The sequence below is a fragment of the Nonomuraea aridisoli genome, from assembly GCF_003236395.1.
GTDB classification, from domain to species: Bacteria; Actinomycetota; Actinomycetes; order Streptosporangiales; family Streptosporangiaceae; genus Nonomuraea; species Nonomuraea aridisoli.
Window position 1 is genome coordinate 1 of sequence record NZ_POUD01000037.1, and the last position, 21,162, is coordinate 21,162.

Sequence of the window (21,162 nt, forward strand, 5' to 3'; positions counted from 1 at the left end):
CGCCCGCTCCCACCGGCCCGCCGCGCCCGTCGCCGCCCGAGGCCGCGGGCCCGCCGGACGCGTCTCCGTCGTGGGATCCGTCGAACGCCGACAACCAGGGCGCGTCGTGCTGCCCCAGCACCGCATCGAGCGTCACCAGCCGGACGGACTCGCCGCCCAGGCCGGCGATCTCCCGGCGGATCTCGCGGACCAGCCGATCGACCGTCGGCCAGAGCCGCCCGCCCGTGTCGTCCCAGAGCGCCGCCCACCCGGCGGCGCCCAGCTCGGCGTACGCGGCCGCTCTCGCCCGCTCCCACGGACGGGTGCGAACGGCGTCGCGCACACTCCGCCCGGGATCGCCGAACCCCACCAGGGCCTGGAACGCGGGGTCAGCGACCAGAGCCGACACCGTCTCGGCCTCGGACGCCTGGAGTGTCCGGCGCAGCTCGTCGCCGCCGGTCAGCCAGGCGGCGGCCAGAGCGCCGGCCGCCGTTGAGGCCAGCACGGCCACCCGTTCCGGCTCGGCCAGCCCCGCCTCGCGGTACGCCTGCCGCACCGCGGCCTCGGCGTCGCCGCCCGGCCCGGTCGCGAGGGCGACGCCCTCCCACGTCAACGTCTCCATCAGTCGGCCACCACCCGGTAGGAGCCCGGGACGTATTCGCGCTGCCGCACCACGCGATACCAGCCCTTCGGCAGGGAGATCGCCTCGTGCTCCTCGTGCACGAGGCGGCCGCCCTCGGGCAGGTGCAGGAAGCCTCGCGACAGCGTGCCGGGCCCGGGAATCGCGTGGCAGTGCCCGGTCGCCTCGCCGTAGGCCAGCACGAGCCGCCCGCGGGCGTCGCGCGGCTCCGGCCGCACCGAGCTCGGCGCGGACTCATCGGGAATGGGGACGAGCAGGATGTCGCCCTGTCGGTACATCGGCCAACTCCATCGATCGGGGGATGATCGCAAGCTACCGACGCCCACCGACATTTCCCGAGGATGTCCGCGGCGTCGCCCACGAGGGCAGCCAGGCCGGCTCGGGCAGAGGCGCGAGGCTGCCGAAGTAGTCGATGATCGCCCGAAGCCGGGGGTGGGGGTTCGTCCTGGGGAGGATGAGCGACTGCGGGTAGGCGATCGTGGGGTTCGCGATCGGGATGCGGCGCAGGCCGTGGCTCGCCGGCCAGACGAGGCGGTCGCGCGAGCCGACCAGGGTGGCCACGTCCGCGGACTCGGCGAGGGCGTCGAGGAGCGCTTCGACGCCGAAGTTGGGGCCTGCCCCGTCGATGCGCAGGTCGAAGGCGGTGGCGAGCTGGTCGTAGAACTCCGCCCATTCGCTTCGTGGCGCGATCCCCGGCACCCAGATCCGGTGCCGGCGCAGCCGCGCCGGTGTCAGCGTTCGCGCGGAGGCGAGCGGATGGCGCGGGCCGACGAGGAGCTCCAGAGGGAAGTCGAGCACGTGGATCACCTCGACGTCGGGTGGCAGCGTGGCCGGGTCGGTGACAGAGCGGAACGAGGCGTCGACATCGCCTGCTCGGACAGCAGCGACCGCCACCTGCGGGTCGCCGGCTTTCAGGGTCACCACGTCGAGGTCGATCTCGGGATGCGACCGCCAGTAGTCGTGCAGCACGATGGCCTGTCCGCTGCGGAACCCGAGGACGTCGATCCGCAGAGCCCGTGAGCCCGGCCGGACCGCGGCGACGGCGCGCTCGACATCCGCGACGATGCTCCGTGCGTGCGGGAGGAACACCTGGCCGTCGAGCGTGAGCTCGACCCCTCGGGCGGTACGGGTGAACAGGCGGACCTCCAGCTCGCGCTCCAGAGCGGCGATCCGCTTCGAGACCGCCTGCTGTGTCACGCCCAGCTCGTCCGCGGCGTGTTGGAACTGTCCCGACTCGGCCGCCCGGACGAACGATCGCACCGCTTCCGTGTCCATCGCCTCAACCTACTCAGCCCCAACCGATCGTTGTGGCTCGCGGAAATCCGGTTGTTTGATCGCGCTCCGGCGCGGCTGGTGTGATGCAGCGTCCGAACATTCGGTCGTCGCGAAGGAGTCACGTGGGCGTGAGATTGGGGTCCGGCTTCGGGTGGCTGTGGTCGGCCTACGCCGTCAGCACGTACGGCACTTGGATCGCTTTCGGGGCGTTCCCGCTCATCGCGGTCCAGGTCCTGCATGCGCCGGCATTCGCCGTCTCGCTCCTCGACGCCGCCGGACTCGCGGTCGCGGCGCTCGTCGCCGTCCCGCTCGGGCCGTGGATCGAGCATCGGGCCAAGCGGCCGGTGATGATCGTGATGGACCTGGTCCGCTTCCTCGCCATGGCGAGCGTCCCGGTCACGTACCTGCTCGGCCTCCTCTCCTACGGCCAGCTGCTCGTCGTGTCGGTCGTCGCCGGGACCGCGGGCATCGCCTTCACCGCCGCCTCCGGCGCGTACGTGAAACACCTCGTCCGCGGCGATCATCTCCTCGTCGCGAACGGCAGGTTCGAAGGCACGGCGTGGGTGGCGACCGCGGCGGGACCGCCTCTCGGCGGGGCGCTCATCGGACTGGTCGGCCCGGTCGTCACGATCGCGGCGGATGCGGTCAGCTACCTGCTGTCCGCACTCGGCGTGCTCCGCATCCGCGGAAGCGACGTCGCGGCCCCTCGCGACCCGGCCACCAGGTTGCGTGGCGGCGACCTTCTCAACGGCTGGCGGTTCATCCTCCGCGACTGCGTCCTGCGACGGCTGTTCCTCAACTCCGTGACCGTCGGCGGTCTGATCATGGCCACCGCCCCGCTCCTGTCCGTCCTCCTGCTGGGCCAGTACCATTTCCCGGCCTGGCAGTACGGTCTCGCCTTCGGGGTGCCCGCCATCGGCGGCTTCGTCGGCGCCCGCCTCTCGGCGCGCCTCGTCGCCCGGCACGGCCGGCACCGCGTCATGACCGTCTCCGGCTGGCTGCGATCCGTCTTCCCGCTCGGCCTCGCCCTCACCCAGCCGGGCGTCCCCGGGCTGATCACGGTCATCGTCGTCGAGGGCCTGCTGATCACCTGCATGGGCGTCTTCAACCCGATCTACGCGACGGAACGCCTGCAACGCACTCCCGCCGATCGCGCCGCGCAGGTCCTCACCGCGTGGAGTGTCAGCGGCAAACTCGCCCAGGCCGGACTCATGGTGATCTGGGGCGTCCTCGCGACCCTCACCAGCCCGCTCACCGCGATCACCGTCTCCGGCGTTCTCCTGCTCGCCACCCCGCTCCTCCTGCCCCGGCGCACGCACATGCCTGATCCCGCGCCGGCGGAGGACGTCCGCCACGCCCCGCTCCGTTAGGACGGGAAGGATCAGCGGTGGCGGGCGCGGGAGGCGGCGGCGTGGGCGCGGTTGGCGCAGCGGGTGGAGCAGAACTGGCGGCGGCCGGGCCGGCTGCGGTCGACGAAGGCGTCGCGGCACGGGCGGGCCGCGCACAACCGCAGGCGTTCCCAGTCGCCGGCCGCCGCGACGTCCAGCAGCTCCGCCACCGCGCGTACGGCGAGCCGCTCGGCGAGCGCGGCCTGCTCGGGGGCGGCGAGCCGCAGGACCGGGGCGCCGCCCGACTCGGCCACGACCGCGCGCACCGGCAGCTCGGCGGCCCACTGCGCGAGGGTGCGGGTGCGTTCGGCGGGCTCGTCGGCCAGGATCGCGCGCAGCCGCCGACGCACCTCGCGCACCTGCCACAGCGCGTCCGGCCCGTCTGCGCCGGGCTCGTCCAGCTCGGCGCAGAAGCGGCGCAGGGCCTCGGCGTCGGGCAGCCGCTCCGGATCGTCCAGGTACTCGTCCCACGTGTTGGCGAGATCGAGGGCCACGAGACCCGTCTCGGCGTACTGGCGCATCCGCCCACCCCCTGTTACCGTCACGACTATGAACACAATAACTCCTGACAAGAGATTGGTCGTCCTCGACGCCCCCTCGAACCTCGGGCTGCGGCCGCCCGCTCCCGACACGGTCCCCGGCTGCTACAAGGCCCCGTGGGCGCTGCGCGACACGGGCCTGCTCGCCCGGCTCGGCGCGGCCGACGCCGGGGCGCTGGTCCCGCCCCGCTACGTGGCCACGTGGAAGGAGGGCGACGGCGTGCGCAACGGCCCCGCCATCGCCGCCTACGCCCGCGCCCTGGCCGGACGGGTGAGCGCGATCAGGGCGGACGGCGGGTTCCCGATCCTGCTGGGCGGCGACTGCTCGATCATGCTCGGCCCCGCCCTGGCGCTGCGCCGCGAGGGCCGCTACGGCGTGGCGTACCTGGACGCGCACGCCGACTTCCGTCACCTGGGCAACTCCCCGTACGTCGTCTCGGCGGCCGGTGAGGACCTCGCCCTGATCACCGGCCGGGGCGACGACTACCTGACGGACATCGACGGCCTGCGGCCGTACGTCAGGGACGAGGACGTGATCGTGCTCGGCGTCCGCGACGAGGAGGACCTGCGCGACGTGGCGGACAGCGGGCCGGCGTACGTCCCGGGCGCTGACCTTCCGCTCGCCGCCGCCGAGGAGGTGCTCGTACGCGACGACCTCGACGGGTTCTGGATCCACGTCGACGCCGACGTGCTCGACCCGTCGGTGCTGCCGGCCGTCGACAGCCCCACCCCGGGCGGCCTCGACGCGGACGGGCTGACCGCGCTGCTGCGCGGGCTGCTCGCCCTGCCGGGCGCCGCCGGCCTGCACCTCACGATCTACGACCCCGACCTCGACGAGGACGGCGCCCAGGCGGCCCTGCTGTCCGACCTCCTGGTGTCCGCCCTCACCTGAGCCCCCGGGCGCACGGTCAGCGGAAGACGCCGCTGTAGGCGTTGAGCGCGGGCTGGCCGCCGAGGTGGGCGTACAGGACGTTGGAGTCCTTGGGGATGTCGCCGCGGCGGACGAGGTCGATGAGCGCGGCCATCGACTTCCCCTCGTACACGGGATCGATGATCATGCCTTCCAGCCGCCCGGTGAGCCGGATGGCGTCGAGAGTGGACCGCACGGGGATGCCGTAGGCGTCGCCGGCCCACCCCTCCAGCACCGTGATCTCGTCGTCGCGCAACTCCCGGCCGAGGCCGATGAGCTCGGCCGTGGCACGGGCGATCTTCTCCACCTGGGCGCGGGTCTCGGCGAGCTTGGCCGAGGCGTCGATGCCGAGCACGCGGCGCGGCCGGTCCTGTCCCGCGAAGCCGGCGATCATGCCCGCCTGGGTGCTGCCGGTGACGCTGCACACCACGACGGTGTCGAAGAAGACGCCGAGCTCGCGTTCCTGCCGCCGCACCTCGTAGGCCCAGTTGGCGAAGCCGAGACCGCCGAGGCGGTGGTCGGAGGCTCCGGCGGGGATCGCGTACGGCCGCCCGCCGGCCGCGGTGACGCTGTGCAGGGCTTCGTGCCAGCTGTCCTTGAAGCCGATGCCGAAGCCGGCCTCGACCAGCCGGACGTCGGCGCCCATGATGCGTGACAGCAGGATGTTGCCGACCTTGTCGTTGACCGCGTCGGGCCAGTCGACCCAGCTCTCCTGCACGAGGACGGCCTTCAGCCCGAGCCTGGCGGCGACCGCGGCCACCTGCCGGGTGTGGTTGGACTGCACGCCGCCGATGGTGACCAGGGTGTCGGCGCCCTGGGCGAGGGCGTCGGGGATGAGGTACTCCAGCTTGCGCGTCTTGTTCCCCCCGAACGCCAGCCCGCTGTTGCAGTCTTCGCGCTTGGCCCACACGCGCGCCCCGCCGAGGTGGTGGCTGAGGCGGTCGAGCGGGTGCACGGGGCTGGGGCCGAAGAGCAGCGGGCAGCGCTCGAAGTCGTCGATGGACATGTACGCCTCCTTGGGTGGGTCGGCGTTCCCCGCGTCGAGGGGGAGCCAGAGTCTGCGTACCCTGAGGCGGGTGAGAGGCGACATCTCCGATCCGGAGTTGCTGCGCGCCGCGCAGGACGGCGACGTGGCCGCGCTGGGCGCACTGCTGGAGCGACACCGGGCCGGCATGCGGGCGGTGGCGCTGAGCGTGCTGGGCAACGTGCCCGACGTGGAGGACGCCGTGCAGGAGGCGTCACTGATCGCCCTGCGGCGCGTCGGCGACGTGCGGCGGCCGGAGTCCTGCGGCGCGTGGCTGCGCATGATCGTGCGCAACGTGTGCCGCGCCCACCTGCGCTCGGCGGCCGGCACGACGCCGGTCCCTGATCTGGCGACGCTCGCCGCGGCTACGGGCCCCGAGCAGGTCATCGACGAGCACGCGATGCGCGACTGGCTCTGGCGGGCGATCGACGAGCTGTCCCCCACCCTGCGCATGACGGTGATGTTGCGGCATTTCAGCCCCCGCACCCCCTCCTACGAGCAGATCGCCGCCCTGTGCGGCGTGCCGGTGGGCACGGTGCGCAGCAGGCTCAGCCAGGCCAGGGGCAGACTGGCCGAGGCGATGGCCGCGACCGCGGACTCGGCGCACGACGACGCGCTCGCGCGGTCCCGGGCGAGCGCGCTGGAGGCGGCGGAGACCTTGGCCGCCGCCGAGCAGGGACGGTTCGCGGAGCTGGCGGCCGAGCGGTGGACGCCCGACGTCGCCTACTACTCCGGACGGCAGCGGGTGGGCGACCGGGACTTCCTGATCCGGGGCATGGCGGACGACCTGGAGGCGGGCGTGCGCCAGCGCTTCGTGACCGCCGTCGCCGGCCGCGACACCGCCATCTGGGAGATGGACCTGGTCAACCCGCCGGACGACCCGCACCACTGCCCTCCGGCGGTCGCCTGGCTGATGTCCATGAAGGACGGCCGCATGCACGAGCTGCGGCTGTTCCACGCCGGCTGAAAGTGGCGCGGATCACCTCGCCCCCATCGAACTTCTCCGCCGTCTCCGCATCTTGTGGGCGTCCAATGACCACCCACAGGGAGATCTCGATGGAGAAAGACATGTTGTCCCCCGGCGCCCACGACGTCGTCGTGGACGGCCTGACCCAGCGCTACCACGTGCACGGCTCCGGCCCGGTCTGCGTGGCCATGCCCGGCGGGCCCGGCGTCGGCTGGGAGTCCCTGCGCATGCCGGCCACGGAGGAGCTTCTCACCATGGTGTACGTCGAGCCGCTGGGCACCGGCGGCTCGCAACGCCTGCCGTCGCATCCGGACGGCTACAGCCGTGACCGCTACACGAGAAGCCTGATCGGCCTGCTCGACCGGCTGGAGCTGCCCCGGGTGCTGCTGCTCGGGCACTCGCACGGCGGTTTCGTCGCCCAGCGTCTCGCGCTGCGCCACCCCGACCGGCTCAGCGCTCTGGTGTTGTACGAGAGCGCCCCGGTCACCGGCCCCGAGCACATGGCCGAGGCCGGTGCCCGGGTCGAGGAGTTCCTGCGCCGCAACGAGGGGCAGCCGGAGCTCCCCACGGTGCTCGCCGGGCTCCAGGCCACCGGGACCGCCACCGACGACGAGAAGATCACCGCAGGGCTGCGTGACATGCTGCCGATCTTCTTCGCGGACTACTGGGAGCGCGAGGCCGAGTTCCGGCGGCTGCGCGAGACGATCTCCTGCACCTACATCTCGTCCCTCGACGAGAACCTGGAGCCCGACGTCATCGACGACCGGGACGCCCTCCCGTCGCTCACCGTGCCCACCCTGGTCGTGGTCGGCCGCCACGACGTGCAGTGCGGCCCGCGGTGGGCGCGGGAACTCCACGCCCTGATCCCAGGGTCACGGCTGGTCGTGCTGGAGAACAGCGCGCACCTGGGCCACCTGGAGGAGCCCGCCGCGTTCGCGGACGCGCTGCGGGCCTTCGTCCGGTCGGTCCCCGCGTAGGCGCCGGCGTCAGGACGACCCTCCGTAGCGGGTGGCGATCGCGGCGGCGCGGTCGCGCAGGGAGTCGCGCAACCACTGCGGGGCCAGGGCTTCGGCGTCCGTGGCGAGCTGCCACAGCGCCCATTCGGCGTGTCTCTGATCCTGGAAGGTGACCTCCAGCCGCAGCCGGCCGTCCGGGTCGACTTCTTCGGCGCGGACGGCCAGCGCGGTGCCCACCAGCTCCTCGCGCCGCGCCGGGTCCACCCGTGCCAGCACGGTGACCTGGTCGCCGCCGGTCCGGAACCGGGTACTGCGTTCCTGCCAGGCCCGGTCCAGATCGACCCGGTCCGGTCGCTGCGCGGGTTCGGCGAGCTCCTGGGCCGCCAGGATCCGCGACAGCCGGTAGGTGCGGTCCTCGCCGGACCTCGTGGCCAGCAGGTAGCCCCGGTCGCGTACGGTGACCAGGCCGATCGGGTCCACCGTGCGCCACATCGGGGTCCGGTCCACGGCCGCGTAGTGGATCCGCAGCTTGTGTCCGGCGAACACCGCCCGCAGGACCTCGGCCGCCACGGCGTCAGGCACCTCCTCGTCGACCAGCCGGCGCGAGAGGAGGTCGGTCTCCGGGTCGATGAGCAGCCGCTCGGCAGCACCGGCCGCGGTCTCCCGATGGCTTTCGGGCAGCGCGTCGACCACCTTGAGCATCGCCGAGGCGAGCGCCGAGCCGAGGCCGAACGCCTGCGCGCCGCGCCGCGATCCGGCGACCAGCAGGGCGAGGGCCTCGTCGTGGTTCAGCCCGGTGAGCTCGGTCCGGAACCCGGGCAACAACGCGAAACCGCCGTGCCGGCCGCGTTCGGCGTAGACCGGGACGCCGGCCGCGGACAACGCCTCGATGTCGCGCAGCACGGTGCGGGTGGACACCTCCAGCTCGCGGGCCAGCGTGGCCGCGGACAGCCGGCCGTGCCGCCGCAGCAGCAACACCAGCGAGACCAGCCGGTCGGCGCGCATACCGAGAACTTAACCGAGATATACGACAGAGGATGTCGTGATTCGTTGGGAGGCTCATCGACGCGACCCGAAGACGGACGTGACGAACAGAACGGAGCTGATGTGGCAATGGAGCGAACGGCGGTCAACCCGTGGGCGTGGTCGGTGGAGCTGGGCTACCACCAGGGCGAGATCGTCTCCGGGCACACCCGGACGTTGTACTGCGCCGGGCAGACCGCGATGAGCGGCGAGGGCAAGCCCCAGCATGCCGGTGACATGGCGGCGCAGCTGGCGCTGAGCCTCGACAACCTGGAGGCCGTGCTGGGCGAGGCCGGCATGTCCCTGGCGGACCTCGTCCGGCTCAACGTCTACACCACCGACGTCGATCGGCTCTTCGAGCACTACGGCGTGCTGGCGTCACGGCTGGGCGCCGCCGGGGTGGCGCCGCCCACCACGATGCTCGGGGTGACCCGGCTGGCGATCCCCGACCTGATGGTCGAGCTCGAGGGGACCGCCGTCGCGTGACGCGCCGGCGTCACGACTGACCGGGCATCACGTAGGGGCTCGTGCTGGTGTGGCCGGCGGCGTTCGTGGCGGTGATCGCCGTCCACGGCGCCGACGGCGTGTACGGCGCCCAGGCCGACTCCAGCCGCCCGCCCGCGTGCCACTCCTGCGCCACGGCCGCGTCGCCGAAACGGAGCGTGCCGCCGCGCAGGTTGTAGCCCTCGACGAGGACGCCGGGCCGGCCGTTCATCTCCTTGGGATAGGCGTTGACGATGATCGGCTGCTGCCATCCCTGCGCGATGCCGTCGGCCAGCGTCGGCGCGCCGGAGCGGTCCCGGCAGGTGAAGAACGGCTCCCACCCGTACGAGATGATCTTCGTGGAGTACGGTGCCACGGCCATGACCTGCTGGTCGAGCCGGGCCTTGGTGGTGCGCCCGCGCAGCGGCAGCGGGTCCACCCGCCCGCACTCCCCCGCCACCGGGGTGGGCTCGAAGCCCTCGACGTTCGCCCACAGCTCCACCCCGTCGGGCACCCGCCGGGCGGCCGCCGCCATGAACTCGCGCGTGGAGCCGTAGTAACCCTGCTCGTAGGTCACCTGGCCGACGACCGGCGCCAGCCGGGGCGCCACCACGGCGCCCGTCTCGTGCTCGCCGTGCACCGGCACCTTGCCCGTGCCCCGCCCGTCCTGCACGGCGACGGCCATGGGCAGGCCCGCCCGCGTCGAGGCGATGTCGGCGAGCCCCTCCTCCGTCTGCTCCGGCGGGAACCCGCGACCGCGCCGGCCGTCGATGTACGGGCTGACCACGAGCTTCTTGCCGGGCAGCGCGGCGGCCACGACCTCGTGCTGGGCCGCGTAGAGGGCGATGATCGGATCGGTGTCGGAGCGCGCCCGCATGGCCAGCTCGAACGACTGGTACACCCCGCCGAACGCCGTCATCGCCTGGAACCGCTGCCGGTAGTCGGCCAGCACCCGCGCGGTGAAGGCGTTGAGCGCGTCGATGTGGTCGAGGTCGGGCTCCCACGGCTTGCCCTCCCGCTGCGGCGCCGCGGGCAGCCCGGGGAAGACCGTCATGCCGTACGCGCTCGCCTCGGTCATGAGGTGGCCGATCCCGTCGCCGTCGGTGGAGACGATCACCAGGTCGTGCTCGGGGTCGGTGCAGGAGGCGGCCAGCGACAGCCGGTAGAAGATCCGCTCCCCCACCACGACCCGACGGTCGAGCCCGGGGCAGCGCAGCATGCCCTTCCCGAACTCCTCGCTGGTCGTGTACGAGTAGACCTGGCGAACCCGGGTGCCCGGCACCTCGGCGCACGGCCGGCCGTCGATCACGCAGTCGGGATCGGACCCGACGGCGAACCTGGGGCCGAACGTGATGAGCGTGTCGCCGCCGATGCCGCGGATGCTCTCGACCATGCTCCGGGTGACGCACCGGTCGGCGCGCGGGATCACCCAGTAGCCGGTGACCGCGTAAGGGGCCGTGACGCGGGTGTCGCGGGGCGGGCACCCGTCGCCGGGCGGCTCTTCCGGATCGTCGGGGACGACCACGGCTCCGACCATGACGACCACCAACGCGACTGCCGAAACGATCCACAGGATCCGGTGCACGCACGCCCCTTCCACGCCACCACCACCCTACGTACCACGGCCCCGATGCGAGCGGCTGTGAGCTGATCGCGCAGAATAGGCCGCCTGGGGGTGAAACATCGTGCACATCGATCTCAGCGGAAAGACGGCCCTGGTCACCGGCTCCACCCAGGGCATCGGGGCGGCCATCGCCACCGGCCTGGCCAGGGCGGGCGCCCGCGTCGGCGTCAACGGCCGCGGTGAGGCCTCGGTCGCGACGGCCATCGAACGGATGGGGCCCGGGCTCGACCTGGTGGCCGCGCCCGGCGACGTCGCGACGGCGGAGGGCTGCGAGCAGGTTCTGCGGATGTTGCCGGACGTCGACATCCTGGTCAACAACCTGGGCATCTTCGGGGCCACGCCGGCGCTGGAGATCAGCGACGCGGAGTGGCGGCGCTATTTCGAGGTCAACGTGCTGGCCGCGGTGCGCCTGACCCGCGCGTACCTGCCCGCCATGAAGGAACGCGGCTGGGGGCGGATCCAGTACATCGCCAGCGACTCCGCCGTCGTCGTCCCGGCCGAGATGATCCACTACGGCATGACCAAGACGGCGCTGCTGGCCGTCTCCCGGGGGTTCGCCAAGGAGGCGGCCGGCACCGGGGTGACGGTCAACTCCGTGATCGCCGGGCCGACGCACACCGGCGGCGTGGAGGAGTTCGTCTACCAGCTGGTGGACCGCGCGCTGCCGTGGGAGGAGGCGCAGCGGGCGTTCATGCGCGTGCACCGGCCGCAGTCGCTGCTCCAGCGCCTCATCGAGCCCGAGGAGATCGCGAACATGGTGGTCTATCTCAGCTCGCCGTTCGCCTCCGCGACGACGGGCGGCGCGGTGCGCGTGGACGGCGGCTACGTGGACGCGATCCTGCCCTAGGGCCGGCCGGCCCGGTCAGTCGGCGAGCAGATCGAGGTTGACGGCCGCCCAGAACAGAATCACGGCCACGAACGCCACTTTCAGCAAACTGCCGATACCGCGCCAGAAGTCGCCGCGGGCTCCGGGGAGCGCCGCGACGGCCTTCGCGAGATTGGCGACGGCGCCCTGCCATTTGCCGTAGAGATCGATCGCGCGTTGCAACTGCCGGCCGACGATGATGAACGCGAACGCGATAATGATCAGAATCATGACGCCACGGTCTCCGCCCACCAGACAAAGGTAAGCGGAGGGTCAGACCATGGCCAGAAAATCGCCGCGATCAGCGAAACCGGCGCTTTCCATTAACAACTAAAACCGAAGATATCCCTCCAATTAGGCGAATATCGCGATATCGGATATTACGCTCGCTTAATTGCATTATCACTTGCCGACGTTCGACCGGGCGGCGGCGCGGACGAGTGCGGAGCGTTCCTTGGCACCGATGACGTCCGCCGCGACGAGCCGGTCGGCGACCTCGGTCACGTGCCGGACGAACCGGCCGTGGTTCGGCCACTCCTCCGTGTCGAGGATGTGGTCGTTGACCGTGCAGGTGCCGGCCAGCGCACGGTTCGGCAGCCCGCTGTCGATCCCGCCGACCACCACGGTCGGCCGGGTGTCCGGCTCGGCGCAGATCGGCATCGCGAGCGGCCCGCCGACGACGGGCAGCTCGACCGACGTTCTCGCGAGGTCGACGGTGAGCACGGTGCCCGGCGCGGGATGCAGGGTGAACTCGTGGTCGGTCGAGAAGATCATCAGCCCGATCCGCGACCCCGCGGGGATGACCTGGTCGTCCGGCTGCAACGGCACGGTCAGCTCGACGAACTCGCCGGGCTTGAGAGGTTCGCCGTCCCGCAGCGAACGGGCGTTCTGCGGGTCGGCCCAGCCGCGGGTGATGACGCTGGTCGTCGAGCCGCGGGTGCTGGACTCGCAGCCCGCGCCACTCGTCCACGGCAACCGGACCAGCGCGACCGACAGGTTCGCCGCCGGCTTGCTCGCGGCCAGCCGGATCCGGACCTGGGCGGTGCCGGAGATGTGCACGGGCGCGCTGAGCTCCGGGGTGACGTAGAGCAGCCGGTTCTCCGACGCCTGGGTGGCCAGGGTGCCCACGTTGCAGGCGAGGTCACCGGCGTCGACGAGTTGCTCGGTGCCGCCGTCCGCCAGTGCCAGCGAGGTCAGGCCGCCGGTGGTGGCTCCGCCCTGCTGCAACGTCAGTCCGACCGGCGCAGCCTCGGGATTCGGATAGTCGGCGTACGGCGTGAGCCGGCTCTCCCCGGTCTCGTTGCGCACGATCCAGGCCCGGGGATCGTTCTCGACGCCGTTCTGCTGCTCGTAGAGATAGCGGGTGAACCACCGGTTGCGCAGGTCCAGCGGCGGCGCGCCGCCGTGCCCGCCCTGGTGGAAGTACGCCTGCGCCGGTGTGCCCTGCGCCTTCAGCGCGTCGAGGATCCGGACACTGTGCTCCGGCACCACGTTCCAGTCGTTGAAGGCGTGCGCCATCAGAGTGGGCGCCCGGACGCCGCGCACCGCGTTGAGGAGGTCGCGCCCCGCCCAGAAGTCGTTGTAGTCACCGGTCGCCCGGTCCTGGTGCCGGTTCATCAGGTCGACGCGGACGTGCTGGGCGCAGTATTCCCGGCGGTCCGGATAGCCGCTGCTGATGTAGTCGAAGAGGTAGTCGATGTCCTCGCCGAGCCAGCCGCCGGGGTGCCGGACCAGCCCGTTCGAGCGGTAGTAGTGGTAGTAGGAGGTGTTCGGCGCGATCGGGACGATCGCCTCCAGCCCCTCGACCCCGGTCGTGGCCGCCGCGAGGGGAAGCGTCCCGTTGTACGACGTGCCGGTCATCCCGACCTTGCCGGTGGACCAGTCCGTCGCCGAGACCTCCTCGCCGCCGACGACGCTCGTGTAGCCCTTCGCCCGGCCGTTCAGCCAGTCGACGATCGCCTTCGGCGCCAGCGACTCGTTGGCGCCGCCCACCGTCGGGCAGCCCTCGGACAGGCCGGTGCCGGGCGAGTCGGAGTGCACCACCGCGAAACCGCGCGGCACCCAGGTGCCGACCTCACTGGTCGACACGGCGGTCCGGTCCGGCCTGAACGCGATCGGCGGCGGCGAGGTCCGGGGCGGAGGCTCCTGGCCGAGCTCGGTGTTGACGTTCCAGAAGTACTGCCGCTGGGTCGAGGCCGTTCCGGCGTAGTAAGGGCTGGTCTCGTAGATCACCGGCACCTTCAGCCCGTCGGCGGTCGGCCCCGGCCTGGTGACGTCCACGTGCATGCGGTCGAGCCGGCCGTCACCGTCGGAGTCGAACTCCGTCTCGACCCATAATCGCTGCCGGATCCAGCTGCCGGGATCGGCGAACTCGGGCACGATCTGGGCCTGTCCGTCGGCGAAGACCGGCCCCGGGAGCGGGTCGGCGGTGGCCGGTGCGGCGGTCGCGGCGGCGGTGAGCGTCACCAGCGCCGGCACGACCAGCAGAGCGGAGATCCCCAGGCGTGGTGTTCCTCGCGTCATCGTGAATCACTCCATGTCAGCGCGGCGGCCGACGGAGCACCTGGTCCGACGGCATCGAAGACACCGCGGTGCGCCTCGTGGCCGGGCTGGATCTCCGTCTGGTCAGCCGACCCTATCCGCGGCGCAGATCGGGATCATTCGACATCTGACGGAACTTCGGCGGGCGGGATTCGACCGCCGTAGCGGCCGGCCTCAGGTCAGCCGCGCCGCCAGCCAGTCGAAGGCGCGTTCCTGCCGGGGCACGTCGAAGCTGTGCGGCACGTCGGCGAAGACGGCCGTGTACGCCTCGGGCGCGTCCCGGTAGCGCTCCTCGATCACGGCGTGCGCCCGGCGCATCCCCGCCTCGGGGAACAACGCGTCGCTCAGCGCGTACTGCACCATGAGCGGCGCGGGCGCGCGCGAGGCGACCAGGTCGGGCCAGTCGCCCAGCCGCGGCAGCCCCGGCGGGTAGAGCATCCAGGTGTGCCGGTGCACGTGCGTGCCGATCAGGTCGCGGTACGACGACATCATGGCGGCCACCACGACGGCCCTGATCTCGGGGTCGAACGCGCCGAGCAGGCCCGCCCGCAGGCCGCCGCCCGACAGCCCGGCGCAGCCGACCGGGCCCACGTCGGGCCGCGAGCGCAGGTAGGCCGCCGCCGCCAGGTCCTCGCCGGCCACCACGCCCGCGAACGACGTGCCGAGCGCCGCGCAGTGCTTGGCCACGACGTGCTCGTGCTCGCGGGCGGCGGCGTCGTACCGGTCGGGCTCGCTGCCGGGGCCGTCGGGGACGTCCAGCGGGAAGCGGCGGCTGCCCCAGGCGAGCACGTCGTGGGCGAGCACGGCGAAGCCGCGCCGGGCCAGCGCCCCGGCGAAGGAGCGCCCGCCGTAGACGGCCTCCCTGAGCCTGCGCACCTCCGGAGACGGCCCCTCCGGACCGTCGGCGATCTTCTCCTTGCCGGCCCACTTCATCCCGGAGTGGCAGTGCAGCGCGACCACGCCGGGCAGCGGCCCGTCCGCGTCGCGGGGCCGCAGCAGGTACGCCCGCGTGCGCGGCCCGAACCCGACCGTCCACGACAGCTCCTCCCCCCGCAGGTCGCCGTCGGTCCAGGTGCGCTCGACCCGCACGTCCCGCGCGGTCAGGTCGAGCACGCCCATGGCCTCCCGCGCGGCCGCGCGCAGCTCGGCCCCCGGCAACGACGGGGGCGGCCCGAACTGCGCCGCGGCGACCCGGGCCAGCTCAGCGAACACGCGTGCCGTCGTCGGCCAGGTGGACGGGAGCCCCGGTGCGGGCCGAGACGTTGGCCGCGTGGCCGGTCAGCACGCTGCGGATGCCGTCGCGGTAGCCCGCCTGCCGGGCCAGCGGGTCGTCGCCCGGGCCGCGGAAGACGTCGTTCAGCAGCAGCCGGTCGCCGCCGCCGTGCCCGCCGGCGCCGCTCTCGATGGGCACCTCCTCCGGCGGGCTCCAGTGGCGGCGCAGCGTGAGCCGCTCCCATGAGCCGGTCGCGTGCTCCTTGGCGGCCGCGCTCGGGTCGATGGCGGCGTGCGGCGGCGTCCACTCGCGCTCGACCACGTCGAGCTCCAGCCGGCCCGCGGTGCCGTTGAACGCCACCCGGTAGCCCTCCCACGGCGCGTGCGCGTGCAGCGAGTACGTCAGGATCGCCCGGTTGCCGTAACGCACCAGCACCGACATGTTGTCGTCGATGTCGATGCCCTCGCCGAAGACGTCCTGGTCGCGGATGTAGCCGTCCTCGTGCTCGGCGTCCAGGTAGAGGCGCCTGAGCCGGGCGTCCTGCGAGATGTCGAGGATGAACGGGTCGCTGCCCAGGCCCGGCGCGCCCTGGCCGCGCGCGGGCCGCTCGTCCAGGCCGCGCCGCCGCGCGTTCTCTGCGCCGTAGAAGCGCAGGTCGGTCTGGGCGAACACGAGCTCCGGCGCCGCGCCCAGCCACCAGTTGACCAGGTCGAAGTGGTGGGTGGACTTGTGCACGAGCAGGCCGCCGGAGTTGGCGCGCTCGCGGTGCCAGCGGCGGAAGTAGTCGGCGCCGTGGATGGTGTCGAGCGTCCACTCGAAGTGCACCGACGTCACCTCGCCGATCGCGCCCTCCATCAGCAGGCGGCGCACGGCCGAGTTGCGCGGCGAGTAGCGGTAGTTGAAGGTGACGATCAGCTTGCCGGCGGCGCGCTCGGCCGCCGCGGCGATGGCCGCGCAGCCCTCGGCGTCGGTCGTGAGCGGTTTCTCCACGATGACGTCGCGGCCGGCGTCGAGCGCCGCGCACACGTAGCGCGCGTGCGCGGCGTCGACGGTGGTGACGATGACCGCGTCGGCGAGCTCGAGCACCTTGTCGAACTCCTCGGGCGCGAAGCAGGGCACCTCGCCGCCGATCCGCTCGGCGTAGTAGGCCATGCGGGTCCGGTTCGTGTCGCACAGGGCGACGATGGTGCCGGCGTCGTGCCACTCTCCGAGCAGCGCGTCGACGTACATCTGCGCGCGGTGCCCGAGCCCGACGAACGCGTACTTCATGTCTCTCCTCTCGACGTCATCCCGCGATCGAGGCGTTGGCCTCGGCGATGAGCTTCTGCGCCGCGTCGTCGGGGGTCATACGGCCGAACATGACCTCCTCGGAGTAGCGGGTCAGGATGTCCTCCATGGCGCTGGCGCCCTTCGGCGGGGCCGCGGGCGGGTCCTTCAGCTCGCTCCTGACCTCGTCGAGGAAGGCGAGGGTCTTCTGGTCGGCCTCCGGCAGCTTGTCGCGGACCGCCGCCAGCACCTTGGCGTTGGCCGGCAGGCCGCGGTCGCTGAGGATGATCTCGCCCGCCTCCGGGTCGTTGATCATGAAGTCGATGAACTTGGCGGCCTCGGCCGCGTGCTCCGACTTCGACGAGGCGGCCAGGAACATCGCCGGCTGCATGAACATGCCGCCGGTCGTGGCGCCCTCCAGCTTCGGCATCCGCAGCAGTTCGAGGTTCTGCCCCGAGGCGCTCGCCGCCGCGCCGAGCTGGTTGCTCCACCACATGCCCATCGCGCCGGTGTTGGTGCCGAGCAGCGACTGGTCGACGCTGGTCGCGCCGACCTCGGCGCTCTTGGCGGCGTCGGGCGAGCCCTTGGTCTCGATCAGCTTCTGCATGATGGCCCACCATTCCTTGATGGTCTGGGGGGACATCGCGAGCTGGTTGCCCTGGTAGAAGGACTCGCCCTTCTGCGCGGCGTAGATCTCCAGGTACGCCGGGTTCCAGCTGAGCTGCGTGCCGGTGACCTTGCCGTCGCTCCCCGCGGTGATCTTGGAAGCCAGGTCGACGTAGTCGTCCCAGGTCCACGTGGTGTCATCGGGCAGCTTCTGCCCGCTGCTCTCGACCAGGGCGGGGTTGACCATCAGCGAGAAGGCGTTGGCGCCGTTCGGGATGGCGTACTGCTTGCCGTCGATGGCGCCGGTGGCCAGCAGCTTGGCGTCGATGTCGGCGGCGTTGACCGAGCTGGACAGGTCGGCCAGGGTGCCGCGGTCGGCGTATTCGCGCAGCGCGCGGATCTCCAGCTGGATGACGTCGGGGGCGTCACTGGCCGCGACCTTCGTCGACAGTGATTCGTAGTAGCTGTCGAAGTCGGAGAACTCGCCCTCGACCTTGATGGTCGGGTTCTTCGCCTCGAACTTGGCGATGGCCTCTTCGGTCATCTTCTGCCGGGCGTCGCTGCCCCAGTAGGAGAACCGCAGCGTGACCGTGCCGCCGGCGCTTTCGCCGCCGTCGCCTCCGCCGCCACAGGCCGCGGTGACCGCCAGCAGAGCGGCGGCGAGTAATGCCGCGGACCACTTTCTCTTGCCTGAGCTCACGGCTTGACCTCCTGTAGGGGGTTTCAGTTGGGGGGATGAGCTACTTCAGGCCCGTGGTGGAGATACCACGGATCAGGTATTTCTGGCCGGCCAGGAAGAACCCGAAGATGGGGCCCAGCGCGATGATCGACATGGCGAACATGGGCCCCCACGAGGAGTCGCTACTGGCGTCCAAGAACGTGCGCAACGCTACCGGCACGGTGAAGTTGTCGGGATTGTTGAGGTACAGCAGCTGGCTGAGGAAGTCGTTCCACGTCCAGATGAACGTGAAGATCGCCGTCGTGGCCAGCGCGGGCAGGCACAGCGGCATGACGACCCTGATGAAGATCCGCCAGTAGCCGGCCCCGTCGATCTCCGCCGCCTCGTCCAGCTCGCGGGGCAGCGTCCGGATGAACTGCACCATGAGGAAGATGAAGAACGCGTCGGTGGCCAGCACCTTCGGCATGACGAGCGGCCAGATCGTGTTGATCAGGTCGAGCTTCGAGAACATGATGTACTGCGGCACGATCGTCACGTGGTACGGCAGCATGATCCCGCCCAGCATGAGCGTGAACCACAGTTTCTTCAGCGGGAACTCCAGCCGCGCGAACGCGTAGGCCGCCAGCGAGCAGGCCACCAGGTTCGCGATCACCGACAGCCCGGTGACGACCGCCGAGTTCCACAGGTAGTAGCCGAAGGGGTGCTTGAGCGCCGTCCAGCCATCGGTGTAGTTCTCCAGCGTGACCTCGCTCGGCCACAGCCCCGGCTGCCGGAAGATGAGATCCTCCGGCTTGAACGAGCTGGAGATCATCCAGAGCAGCGGATAGAGCATGACCAGGCCGAAGCCGATCAGCAGCGCGTGCCTGACGATCCGGCCGCCCCTGAACGGGCGGAACAGGAACGGGATCGGCCTACTTGGTGTCGCCATAGAAGACCCAATACTTGGAAGCGAGGAAATTCACCCCGGTGAGCCCGGCGATGATCAGCATCAGGACCCAGGCCATCGCTGCCGCGTAGCCCATGTCGTAGTCCCTGAACCCTTGCAGGTAGAGGTAGAGCGTGTAGAAGAGCGTGGAGTCGGCCGGGCCGCCGCTGCCGTTGCTGACGATGAACGACTGCGTGAACGACTGGAACGACTTGATGAGCTCCAGCACCAGGTTGAAGAAGATGATCGGCGTCAGCAGCGGCAGCGTGATCGAGCGGAACTGCCGCAGCGGCCCGGCGCCGTCGACCGCGGCGGCCTCGTAGTAGCTGCTCGGGATCTGCCGCAGGCCCGCCAGGAAGATGATCATCGGGGCGCCGAACGTCCACACGTGCAGGAGGATCAGCGTGCCGAGCGCGTAGTCGGGGTGGGCGACCCAGCCGGTGCCCTGGATGCCGAAGACCGCCAGCACCGCGTTGACCAGCCCGTCGGCGCCGAACACCTTGCGCCACAGGATCGCGATCGCGACGCTGCCGCCCAGCAGGGAGGGCAGGTAGAAGATCGAGCGGTAGAACGACAGGCCGCGCAGCCCCCGGTCGAGCACCAGGGCCAGCGCGAGCGCGAAGGCCAGCTGCATCGGCACCGAGACGACCACGTAGACCGTGGTCACCCAGAGGGAGTTGAGGAACCTCGGATCCTCGGTGAACATCCTGACGTAGTTGTCCCAGCCGATCCACTGGGCCTCTTCGAGGAGGCTGTAGTCGGTGAACGACAGGTAGAGCGAGGCGACGATCGGGCCGATCGTGATGACGAGCAGGCCGGCGAACCAGGGCGCCAGGAAGAGGTAGGCGGCTCGCGCCTCGCGGCGGGAACGTTTGGTGGAGCGGTGGCCGCCGCGTGCGGGTTCGGTCACCGCGTCCCGGGGCTTCACCGCCACCGAGTCAGCCATGACGGAACTCATTCGTCATCACGGACCTTCCGGCGAGATGTGAATGGATAGCGCTTTCCTATAGCCGTCCGGAAAGTTCCGTCAACCCTTTGCAGGCGTTACATAGCCGTTACCGATATATCGCCGACACGTTTTCGCAGATCAACGACGTGGGCGGCTGATAAGTCAGATAAATTTCGTCCGCGTTTAGTACAACCGTTTGCAGCAGCACGTCACCGTGGAGCCGCAGTGGAGTCTCGGACGACCAGGCGCGTCTCCAGCGAGGTGGTCGCGCTCACCTCCTGGATGAGCAGATCCACCGCCAGCCGCCCGGCGGCGGCCGTCGGCATGGCGACCGTGGTCAGCTTCGGGCGGTTCAGCCGTCCGGGCACGATGTCGTCGATCCCCACCACGCTGACGTCCTCCGGCACGCCCAGCCCGAGCTCGCCGAGTCCCTCGATGAGCCCGATGGCCACCAGGTCGTTGTAGGCCAGCACGCCGGTCACGCCGGAGTCGCGCACCCGCCGCGCCGCCGCGAACCCGCCGCGCTCGGTGGGCGCGTTGGGGCCGACGACGACCAGCTCCACGCCCGGCACCTGCTCGGCGGCCGTACGGATCTCGGCGCTCGTCCACGAGCCGGCCGGTCCCGACACCAGGGCCACGCGGGTGTGCCCGAGCCCGGCCAGGTGCTCGACCGCGAGCTTCGCGCCGTGGCCGACGTCCATCAGCACCGTGGCCGCGCCGCGCAGCCGCCTGTTGATGACCACGAACGGCACCCGCTCGGCCAGCCGTTCCAGCGCCTTGTTGGACGAGCGCGGGCTGCACAGCACCACGCCGTCCACCTGCTTGGAGAACGCCTGCACGAGCTCCTCCTCGGCGGCCGGCTCCTCGTCGGTGTCGGCCACGAACAGGTGGTAGTCGCGCTGGCGGGCGGCCGCGTGGGCGGCCTTGATCAGCGGCGGGAAGAACGGGTTGGCGATGTCCGCCACGATGAGACCGAGGTTGTGCGTACGCCCGGTCGTGAGCGCCCGCGCCGCCCGGTTGGGCCGGTAGCCGAGCTCCTCGGCCACCGCCAGGACCCTGGTGCGGGTGGCGGCGTTCACCATGTGGGGAGCGGAGAACGTCCGGGACACAGTGGACACATGCACGCCGGAGGCCCGGGCCACATCACGAATCGTCACTGTCACAGTCGCCCACCATAACGCAACCGCTTGCAGAGTCCCGGTCCGGCGTGAAAGCGCTTGCCACCCGGCCTCGCTTCTGACCTCTCCGGGAACCCCCAGCTAGACGGCCGGTGAGGAAATCACCTCTTGACGGCCCGCCCCTCCTGACAC

Annotated in this window: 20 protein-coding genes and 1 pseudogene; 6 read left to right on the top strand and 15 right to left on the bottom strand. The window is 71.4% G+C overall.

Going from position 1 to position 21,162, the window contains the following annotated elements; all coding sequences use genetic code 11:
• The 3 genes and pseudogenes from C1J01_RS11805 to C1J01_RS11815 all read right to left on the bottom strand — a co-directional run.
• Positions 1-601: pseudogene (locus tag C1J01_RS11805) on the bottom strand (hypothetical protein); the annotation flags it as partial.
• The gene (locus C1J01_RS11810; protein WP_111178983.1) at positions 601-897 is read right to left on the bottom strand and encodes a DUF8820 family protein; all 297 of its coding nucleotides are present in this window, start codon (positions 895-897) and stop codon (positions 601-603) included. The pseudogene C1J01_RS11805 and the gene C1J01_RS11810, both read right to left, overlap by 1 nt.
• A gap of 34 nt (positions 898-931) precedes the next feature.
• Positions 932-1,894 (bottom strand): LysR family transcriptional regulator, encoded by a 963-nt coding sequence (locus C1J01_RS11815; RefSeq protein WP_111178984.1) that lies wholly within the window; start codon positions 1,892-1,894, stop codon positions 932-934.
• 128 nt (positions 1,895-2,022) lie between these two features.
• Here C1J01_RS11815 and C1J01_RS11820 point away from each other — a divergent pair, with 128 nt between their 5' ends.
• Positions 2,023-3,264 (top strand): MFS transporter, encoded by a 1,242-nt coding sequence (locus tag C1J01_RS11820; protein ID WP_235854388.1) that lies wholly within the window; start codon positions 2,023-2,025, stop codon positions 3,262-3,264.
• Positions 3,265-3,275: 11 nt separating this feature from the next.
• On the opposite strand, the gene C1J01_RS11825 is transcribed toward C1J01_RS11820, so the two are convergent.
• On the bottom strand, positions 3,276-3,803 hold the full coding sequence (locus C1J01_RS11825; RefSeq protein WP_111178986.1) for a CGNR zinc finger domain-containing protein: 528 nt from the start codon (positions 3,801-3,803) through the stop codon (positions 3,276-3,278).
• A gap of 28 nt (positions 3,804-3,831) precedes the next feature.
• On the opposite strand from C1J01_RS11825, the gene C1J01_RS11830 reads away from it, so the two are divergent.
• A complete protein-coding gene (locus C1J01_RS11830) occupies positions 3,832-4,713 on the top strand; it encodes an arginase family protein (RefSeq protein ID WP_111178987.1) in 882 nt (293 codons plus the stop codon).
• Between the two features lie 16 nt (positions 4,714-4,729).
• Here C1J01_RS11830 and C1J01_RS11835 read toward each other — a convergent pair whose 3' ends face one another.
• Positions 4,730-5,737 carry a 1-aminocyclopropane-1-carboxylate deaminase gene (locus C1J01_RS11835; protein ID WP_111178988.1) on the bottom strand — a complete coding sequence of 336 codons (1,008 nt, stop codon included), beginning with the start codon at positions 5,735-5,737 and terminating at the stop codon, positions 4,730-4,732.
• Between the two features lie 70 nt (positions 5,738-5,807).
• Here C1J01_RS11835 and C1J01_RS11840 point away from each other — a divergent pair, with 70 nt between their 5' ends.
• Together C1J01_RS11840 and C1J01_RS11845 are read left to right on the top strand one after the other, a co-directional pair.
• The gene (locus C1J01_RS11840) at positions 5,808-6,722 is read left to right on the top strand and encodes an RNA polymerase sigma factor (protein ID WP_220039860.1); all 915 of its coding nucleotides are present in this window, start codon (positions 5,808-5,810) and stop codon (positions 6,720-6,722) included.
• Positions 6,723-6,811: 89 nt separating this feature from the next.
• Positions 6,812-7,699 carry an alpha/beta fold hydrolase gene (locus C1J01_RS11845; protein WP_111179023.1) on the top strand — a complete coding sequence of 296 codons (888 nt, stop codon included), beginning with the start codon at positions 6,812-6,814 and terminating at the stop codon, positions 7,697-7,699.
• 9 nt (positions 7,700-7,708) lie between these two features.
• Here C1J01_RS11845 and C1J01_RS11850 read toward each other — a convergent pair whose 3' ends face one another.
• Entirely contained in the window at positions 7,709-8,683 is a 975-nt protein-coding gene (locus C1J01_RS11850; protein ID WP_111178990.1) for a helix-turn-helix transcriptional regulator, read from the bottom strand.
• Positions 8,684-8,791: 108 nt separating this feature from the next.
• Between C1J01_RS11850 and C1J01_RS11855 the strand changes: the two genes are divergently transcribed.
• On the top strand, positions 8,792-9,187 hold the full coding sequence (locus C1J01_RS11855; protein WP_111178991.1) for a RidA family protein: 396 nt from the start codon (positions 8,792-8,794) through the stop codon (positions 9,185-9,187).
• Between the two features lie 10 nt (positions 9,188-9,197).
• Here C1J01_RS11855 and C1J01_RS11860 read toward each other — a convergent pair whose 3' ends face one another.
• A complete protein-coding gene (locus C1J01_RS11860) occupies positions 9,198-10,769 on the bottom strand; it encodes a DUF4434 domain-containing protein (RefSeq protein WP_111178992.1) in 1,572 nt (523 codons plus the stop codon).
• 100 nt (positions 10,770-10,869) lie between these two features.
• Here C1J01_RS11860 and C1J01_RS11865 point away from each other — a divergent pair, with 100 nt between their 5' ends.
• A complete protein-coding gene (locus tag C1J01_RS11865) occupies positions 10,870-11,655 on the top strand; it encodes an SDR family NAD(P)-dependent oxidoreductase (RefSeq protein ID WP_111178993.1) in 786 nt (261 codons plus the stop codon).
• A 15-nt stretch (positions 11,656-11,670) separates the two neighbouring features.
• Here C1J01_RS11865 and C1J01_RS11870 read toward each other — a convergent pair whose 3' ends face one another.
• The 8 genes from C1J01_RS11870 to C1J01_RS11905 form a co-directional block, all read right to left on the bottom strand.
• Positions 11,671-11,904 carry a hypothetical protein gene (locus C1J01_RS11870; protein WP_111178994.1) on the bottom strand — a complete coding sequence of 78 codons (234 nt, stop codon included), beginning with the start codon at positions 11,902-11,904 and terminating at the stop codon, positions 11,671-11,673.
• Between the two features lie 171 nt (positions 11,905-12,075).
• Positions 12,076-14,196 (bottom strand): Xaa-Pro dipeptidyl-peptidase, encoded by a 2,121-nt coding sequence (locus C1J01_RS11875; protein ID WP_111178995.1) that lies wholly within the window; start codon positions 14,194-14,196, stop codon positions 12,076-12,078.
• A gap of 192 nt (positions 14,197-14,388) precedes the next feature.
• The gene (locus tag C1J01_RS11880) at positions 14,389-15,426 is read right to left on the bottom strand and encodes a dienelactone hydrolase family protein (RefSeq protein WP_111178996.1); all 1,038 of its coding nucleotides are present in this window, start codon (positions 15,424-15,426) and stop codon (positions 14,389-14,391) included.
• Positions 15,416-16,696, bottom strand: a complete 1,281-nt coding sequence (locus C1J01_RS11885) for a Gfo/Idh/MocA family protein (RefSeq protein WP_111178997.1) — start codon at positions 16,694-16,696, stop codon at positions 15,416-15,418. Before C1J01_RS11885 ends, C1J01_RS11880 begins: the two co-directional genes overlap by 11 nt.
• A gap of 16 nt (positions 16,697-16,712) precedes the next feature.
• Entirely contained in the window at positions 16,713-17,999 is a 1,287-nt protein-coding gene (locus tag C1J01_RS11890; protein ID WP_111178998.1) for an extracellular solute-binding protein, read from the bottom strand.
• 40 nt (positions 18,000-18,039) lie between these two features.
• On the bottom strand, positions 18,040-18,906 hold the full coding sequence (locus C1J01_RS11895; protein ID WP_111178999.1) for a carbohydrate ABC transporter permease: 867 nt from the start codon (positions 18,904-18,906) through the stop codon (positions 18,040-18,042).
• Complete coding sequence (locus C1J01_RS11900) at positions 18,890-19,849, bottom strand: carbohydrate ABC transporter permease (protein ID WP_111179000.1); 960 nt, start codon at positions 19,847-19,849, stop codon at positions 18,890-18,892. Before C1J01_RS11900 ends, C1J01_RS11895 begins: the two co-directional genes overlap by 17 nt.
• Positions 19,850-20,061: 212 nt before the next feature.
• Positions 20,062-21,015, bottom strand: a complete 954-nt coding sequence (locus tag C1J01_RS11905; RefSeq protein WP_111179001.1) for a LacI family DNA-binding transcriptional regulator — start codon at positions 21,013-21,015, stop codon at positions 20,062-20,064.
• Positions 21,016-21,162 lie beyond the last annotated feature (147 nt).